4 protein-coding genes and 3 tRNA genes are annotated in these 6371 nt (G+C 34.5%); 5 read left to right on the forward strand and 2 right to left on the reverse strand.

Features of this window, described 5'->3' with window-relative positions; translation table 11 throughout:
• Positions 1-7 precede the first annotated feature (7 nt).
• Positions 8-1246 carry a tetratricopeptide repeat protein gene (locus tag BLV64_RS13065; protein ID WP_092136294.1) on the forward strand — a complete coding sequence of 413 codons (1239 nt, stop codon included), beginning with the start codon at positions 8-10 and terminating at the stop codon, positions 1244-1246.
• Between the two features lie 88 nt (positions 1247-1334).
• Here the strand turns inward: BLV64_RS13065 and BLV64_RS13070 are convergent, their stop codons facing one another.
• Both BLV64_RS13070 and BLV64_RS13075 read right to left on the reverse strand, forming a co-directional pair.
• Entirely contained in the window at positions 1335-2084 is a 750-nt protein-coding gene (locus BLV64_RS13070) for a C40 family peptidase (RefSeq protein ID WP_092136296.1), read from the reverse strand.
• A 19-nt stretch (positions 2085-2103) separates the two neighbouring features.
• Positions 2104-3282: an acetyl-CoA C-acyltransferase gene (locus BLV64_RS13075; RefSeq protein ID WP_092136298.1), complete on the reverse strand. Its 1179-nt coding sequence runs from the start codon at positions 3280-3282 to the stop codon at positions 2104-2106.
• Positions 3283-3438: 156 nt separating this feature from the next.
• Here BLV64_RS13075 and BLV64_RS13080 point away from each other — a divergent pair, with 156 nt between their 5' ends.
• The 4 genes from BLV64_RS13080 (at position 3439) to BLV64_RS13095 (ending at position 5894) form a co-directional block, all read left to right on the forward strand.
• Positions 3439-5487, forward strand: a complete 2049-nt coding sequence (locus BLV64_RS13080; protein WP_092136300.1) for an HD family phosphohydrolase — start codon at positions 3439-3441, stop codon at positions 5485-5487.
• A 100-nt stretch (positions 5488-5587) separates the two neighbouring features.
• A tRNA-Ser gene (locus BLV64_RS13085) sits at positions 5588-5675 on the forward strand.
• A 17-nt stretch (positions 5676-5692) separates the two neighbouring features.
• Positions 5693-5767: transfer RNA gene (locus BLV64_RS13090), tRNA-Pro, on the forward strand.
• A gap of 53 nt (positions 5768-5820) precedes the next feature.
• Positions 5821-5894, forward strand: a tRNA-Arg gene (locus BLV64_RS13095).
• The last annotated feature ends 477 nt before the right edge of the window (positions 5895-6371 follow it).

Raw genomic sequence — 6371 nt, forward strand, 5'->3', positions numbered from 1 at the left:
AAAACAAATGAAAAAACAATTCATAATAGCTTTGGGATTAATGGTCTCTATGTCAACGATGGCTCAGAAAAAAGAGCTTAGAACATTAGAAAAGGCAGTAAAAAATAATAATTATGCAGAAGCAAAAGTAGCTGTATCTCAATTAGAACCGATGCTAGGTTCTATGGATGATAAATTAAAATCTAAATATTATTTTAGTAAAGCCCAAGCGTATTATGCAAATGGAGCAGGTACTAATGCCGATTTTAAAATGGCGATTAATGATTTGGCTAAAGTAGATGAGAAGTATGTTAGTGAGGTTGCTGTGATTAAACAAGGACTTCAAAATGAATTATTAACAAAAGCGAATTCTTTATATACAACGGGGAAATATAGTGAAGCATCTATATTATTTGATATGCTTTATACTTTGGTGCCAGAAGATCAAGTCTATTTATATTACGCAGCGGTTAGTGCAGTAAGTGCACAAGATTTAAATGGAGCTCTTGATTTTTATCTTAAACTAAGAGATATTGGGTATACTGGTATTGAAACACAGTATATAGCTACTAATAAAGAGACAGGAGAAGAAGAGGCTTTTGATAAAGCAACTCGAGACCTCTATGTGGGGAAATTAAAAACACATATTAAACCTAGAGAGGTTGAAACGGAATCTAAAACCGCTGAAATCACAAAGAACATAGCACTTATTTATAATAGTCTAGGTGAATCTGAAAAGGGTTTAGAGGCCATTAAGATAGCACGTCAAGAGGATCCTTCTAATGTTGAGTTAATTCTTACTGAAGCTAATATGCAATATAAATTAGGAAATAAAGAAGCATATACTAGTTTGATCAAAGAAGCTATTAAAAACGACCCAAATAATAAAGATTTACTTTACAATTTAGGGGTGTTGTCTTCTGAAGCTGGAGAAACAGAACAAGCTAAAAAATACTATAATAAGGTTCTAGAATTAGACCCGACTTATATTAATGCAGCTACTAATATCGCAGCATTAATTCTTTCGGAAGAAGTCTCTATTATCGAAGAAATGAATTCTTTAGGGAGCTCTGCTGCCGATAACAAACGTTATGATGAACTTAAACGAAAAAGAGTTGAGATTTATAATGAAGCCATTCCGTATTTAGAAGGCGTATTAAAAATAGATGACGATAATATCGATGTTGCTAAAACACTAAAAGGTATTTATAGTGCTATTGGAGAAGACGCAAAGTATAAAGCGATAGTAGCGAAATACAAAATATAATAAGTAAAACGTTGATTTGGGAAACGATTCCAATCTTGTTACTTACTAGGAATAAAAAAGCCAACTTTTAAAGTTGGCTTTTTTTATTTTATATAATCTTTTTTATGACCCTAAGTTTGTGAGTATGTGTCCTTGAATCTACATTATAAATTCCGGAATGATCTAAGCGATCTATCCTTACTTTGCCGTGTGCGTGAATAATATAATTATCTTGCATTATAATACCAACATGAGTAATAAGGCCTTCATTATTATCAAAAAACGCCAAATCTCCAGGTTCACTTTCTTCAATAAAACTTAAAGCTTCACCTTGTGTGGCCTGTTGAGAAGCATCTCTTAATAGTTTATAACCATTCAATTTATAAACCATTTGGGTAAATCCAGAACAGTCAATACCAAACGGTGTTTTTCCTCCCCATAAATAGGGCGCATTAATATAAGAGAAAGCCGTATCTACAAGATTGTTTTTAGGCTTAATTTCTTGGGTCGAAAGCCCTTCAAACGTATGCTCTAATACTTGTAAACCGTTAAGAACAGACCCCATTGGAACAGGGTATAATTGCTTATCGTTATCTTGAATAAAATCGACTAAATCTGTAGTTAATTGTAAAGGTTGATTAGACAAGTGCGAGTATTGTTCTTCATTAAGTTCAATATACTGTTTGTTGTCTATCCAACCTTCATACGTATCAAAAGCCAAACGGATTTTACTCCACGATTTGCGTTGTTCTAATACTTTAAAGACGTCACCATATAATACTTGAGAAACAAGTTCACTAGCATCGGCAGCTTCAAATCTTAAGGGAACGATACTTAAATTACAAATTCCGTATTGCATTAGTTCAATTTAACGGCTATTATAAACGTTCGATTACTACAGCAGAAGCACCACCGCCACCATTACAAATTGCAGCTGCTCCAAGTTTAGCATCGTTTTGCTCTAAAACATTTAATAAAGTAATTAAAATTCTAACACCAGAACATCCAAGAGGGTGACCTAAAGAAACAGCACCTCCGTTTACGTTAACATTTTTATCTGTCAGTCCTAATATCTTCATATTGGCTAAACCAACAACCGAAAAAGCTTCGTTAAACTCAAAAAAATCTACATCATTAAGAGCAACACCCGCTTTATCTAATGCTTTTGGTAAAGCTTTTGCAGGAGCTGTAGTAAACCATTCTGGTTCGTGTGCAGCATCTGCATACCCTTTTATAACTGCTAAAGGTTTTAAACCTAATTCGTCAGCCTTTTCTCTACTCATTAAAACCATAGCTCCAGCACCATCATTTATAGTCGATGCATTAGCAGCAGTTACCGTACCGTCTTTAGTGAAAGCAGGACGTAAGGCTGGAATTTTATCCATTCTTACATTACTATACTCTTCATCTTTAACAACAATTACCGGTTCCCCACGACGTTGTGGTACTTCTACAGGAACGACTTCATTATTAAACTTACCTTTCTCCCAAGCGTCAGCCGATCTTTTGTAAGACTGGATGGCAAAAGCATCTTGATCTTCACGAGAGAATTCATATTCTGTAGCACATGCGTCTGCACATACACCCATTGCATTTTGATCGTAAGCATCTACCAAACCGTCTTTTTGCATCCCGTCTACAAGAGTAGCAGGTCCAAATTTAGTGCCTGTTCTAGCATACATATAATGAGGAATCATACTCATGTTTTCCATTCCACCAGCAACGATAATACTTGCATCACCTAAAGCTATAGCTTGTGCAGCTTGCATTACTGTTTTCATACCAGATGCACATACTTTATTAATAGTAGTACAAGGCACAGTATTAGGAATTCCAGCAAAAATAGCAGCTTGCCTAGCAGGAGCTTGACCAGTACCAGCTTGTACAACATTACCCATTAATACTTCTTCAACCAATTCAGGTTTTAGATTTATTTTATCTAAAGCACCCTTTATAGCTATAGCGCCTAATTTTGGTGCAGGAATGGTTGATAATGCGCCTAAAAAACTACCTATTGGTGTTCTAGCTGCCGATACAATTACTACTTCTTTACTCATTTTGATTTACTTTTTTTATGTGTTCAGCGAAATTAATCATTTTTTAGCAAAAAGGAGAACCTTAAATTGATATTAACGTGCATTAAAAACAATATTTAGTACTTTTGATATGCTTAACTGTCGGGTTAAGATGTAATTATTTACTATTTTTTATTAATGAAAGACTTCCTAAATACATTTTATAAAAATCATTCTCTTTTATATAAGGTTATTCTATTTATAGCAACTACTTTTTTAATCGTTTATTTATTTCCAAAAAGTGGTCGTTTTAAGTATAATTTCGAAAAAGGAAAACCTTGGCAATCGGAAACGCTTTATGCTCCTTTTGATTTTGCTATTCAAAAAACACCAGAAGAACTGTCTAAAGAAAAAGAGCAAATTAAAGCCAATGCAACTTTATATTTTTCGATAGACCCAAAGGTTCTTCCTATTGTTAAAAAAGCGTATGAGGATAATTTCTACACTACCTTTCCCGATTCTATTTATCGCGATGAAAGTCGTTCGTTAAAAAAACAAGGGGAGCAAATTATTGACGAACTGTATAAATATGGTGTTTTAGAAGATCATTTGTCGCGTGTTCCAACTACAGAAGTTACCGTTTTGGAAAATAGGGTAGAGCGTTATAAAACCCAATTCTCCGAAATTTATCAGTTAGAATATATTAAAAGAGACGTCTTAGAAAAACTTGAAAAAGCCAATCTTGAAGGCTATCAAAGTGAATATATTGCCTTGTTCTTTGATATTATTAAACCGAATTTAACGTATAATAAAACCTTTACCGAAAATGTAATAAATGAAGCCTTACAAGCTGTTTCTTTTACTCGAGGAAGTATTGAAAAGGAAACTTTAATTATTTCTAAAGGAGAAATCGTTGAAGGCGATAAGTTTTTAATTTTAAAGTCATTAGAATCAGAGTATGAATCGCAAGTATGGAACGAATCTAACTATAATTTAATCGTTTTTGCATACACCTTATTAGTGGCATTAGCTTTAATTATACTATTACTTTTCTTGCGTAAATACCGATTAGATGTCTTTAAAAACGATACTAAAGTCACCTTTATATTTTTTAACGTACTCCTTATGGTGTTTTTAACCAGTTTAATGGTTAATTATAATTCGCAATATATTTATATCATCCCCTTGGCGATGTTACCTTTAGTATTGAAGGCCTTTTTTGATGCGCGATTGGGGTTATTTACACATGTAATTACCGTACTGTTATTAGGGTCTATTGTACCCAATAGTTACGAGTATATGTTTCTGCAGATTATTGCTGGTATCGTCACCATCTTAACAGTTTCGGAATTGTATAAAAGAGCCAATTTGTTTATCTCTGTGGCGCAAATTACAATGATCTATATCATTGCATATTTTGCCTTTTTTGTAATACATGAGGGGAGTGTAGAAACTTTAAAATGGGAAACTTTTGCCATGTTCATTTTATGTGGTTTAGCAACATTGTTTGTTCAGCCTTTAATATATATCTATGAAAAGCTTTTCGGACTGGTTTCAGACGTGTCTTTATTAGAGCTTTCGGATACCAATTCTAAACTGTTAAAGCAACTCTCTAATGAAGCTCCAGGAACGTTCCATCATTCGTTAAATGTGGCTAATTTAGCCGAAGCTGCAGCCAATGAAATAGGAGCAAATGCTATGTTAGTTAGAGTTGGGGCTTTGTATCATGATATTGGTAAAATGAAGAATCCTACCTATTTCACCGAAAATCAATCTTCTGGTGTAAATCCACATGATGAATTGGCACCTCAAGAAAGTGCAAGTATCATTGTAGACCATGTGTTAGATGGTATTGAAATTGCTAAAAAGAATAACTTACCAGATCGGGTAATCGATTTTATACGAACACATCACGGTACTAGTGCTGTGTATTATTTCTATATGAAAGAAAAGCATGTCAATGAAGCTGTTGATATAGCGGACTTTTCATATCCCGGACCAAAACCATTTAGTAAAGAGACTGCCATTTTAATGATGTGCGATAGTGTTGAGGCTGCTTCCAAAAGTTTAAAAGATCCGACCTCTACTAAAATCGATAAATTTGTCGAAAACATACTAAATAAGCAAATGGAAGAGGGGCAATTCTTAAATGCTAATATAACTTTTAAAGAAATTCAAGTCATAAAAAAAGTGCTAAAGCGCAAGCTTGCAAATATTTACCATCTTAGAATTGAATACCCCGAATAATTTTTAAAAAAAAGTCCGAAAAAATGTTGTGATATATGAGATCTTGTATTACATTTGCATCCGCAATACAGAAGTAATAAACGTTCATTGCAAAATTACTGGAGAGGTGCCTGAGTGGCCGAAAGGAGCGGTTTGCTAAATCGTCGTACCCCAAAAGGGTACCCAGGGTTCGAATCCCTGTCTCTCCGCAAAAAGATAACCGAATCGGGGTGTAGCGTAGCCCGGTTATCGCGCCGCGTTTGGGACGCGGAGGTCGCAGGTTCGAATCCTGCCACCCCGACAAATTTTCGAAATGTCATACTCCATGTGTGACATTTCAATTTTTAGAGTTACGGGCTCGTAGCTCAGCTGGATAGAGCACCTCCCTTCTAAGGAGGCGGTCACAGGTTCGAATCCTGTCGGGCTCACAAAAAGACTTACTGGTTACAGTAGGTCTTTTTTGTTTTATAGGGTCTCTATAAGACTTTACATGAGTTTCTACCATTTCGTATATACCTAAATACATTTAAAATATCACTACTCTCAGCACTTTTGAGGTACACAATTAGGTACACTACTTTTAACTGAGGTACACCCCTTTCAAAAAACTAAAGAAATCATGAATAATTATAAAATCTCAATCTTATTCTTGCTTCATAAAGCAGGAATCAATAAACAGGGATCATTCCTAAATGTTGTGTTTAGGCAAAAATTGTGGTCAATCTATAAAGGAAGAATTCTATATTTTTGAAGGATCAAGGCCATTTCCTGAGCTTTTGAATAGTTACTCTTATAGTTGCGTTATGCAAGAGAGGGAAGAATTCTGGGATCATTCCTAAATGTTGTGTTTATGCAAAAATTGTGGTCAGTCTATAAAGGAAGAATTCTACATTTTTCACACCTCT

This window comes from Bizionia paragorgiae, from assembly GCF_900107625.1.
Classification (GTDB): Bacteria; Bacteroidota; Bacteroidia; order Flavobacteriales; family Flavobacteriaceae; genus Bizionia; species Bizionia paragorgiae.

Coding starts and splice junctions, on each gene's coding strand:
- BLV64_RS13065 (WP_092136294.1), top strand. CDS start 8: ATGAAAAAACAATTCATAATAGCTTTGGGATTAATGGTCTCTATGTCA.
- BLV64_RS13070 (WP_092136296.1), bottom strand. CDS start 2,084: ATGCAATACGGAATTTGTAATTTAAGTATCGTTCCCTTAAGATTTGAA.
- BLV64_RS13075 (WP_092136298.1), bottom strand. CDS start 3,282: ATGAGTAAAGAAGTAGTAATTGTATCGGCAGCTAGAACACCAATAGGT.
- BLV64_RS13080 (WP_092136300.1), top strand. CDS start 3,439: ATGAAAGACTTCCTAAATACATTTTATAAAAATCATTCTCTTTTATAT.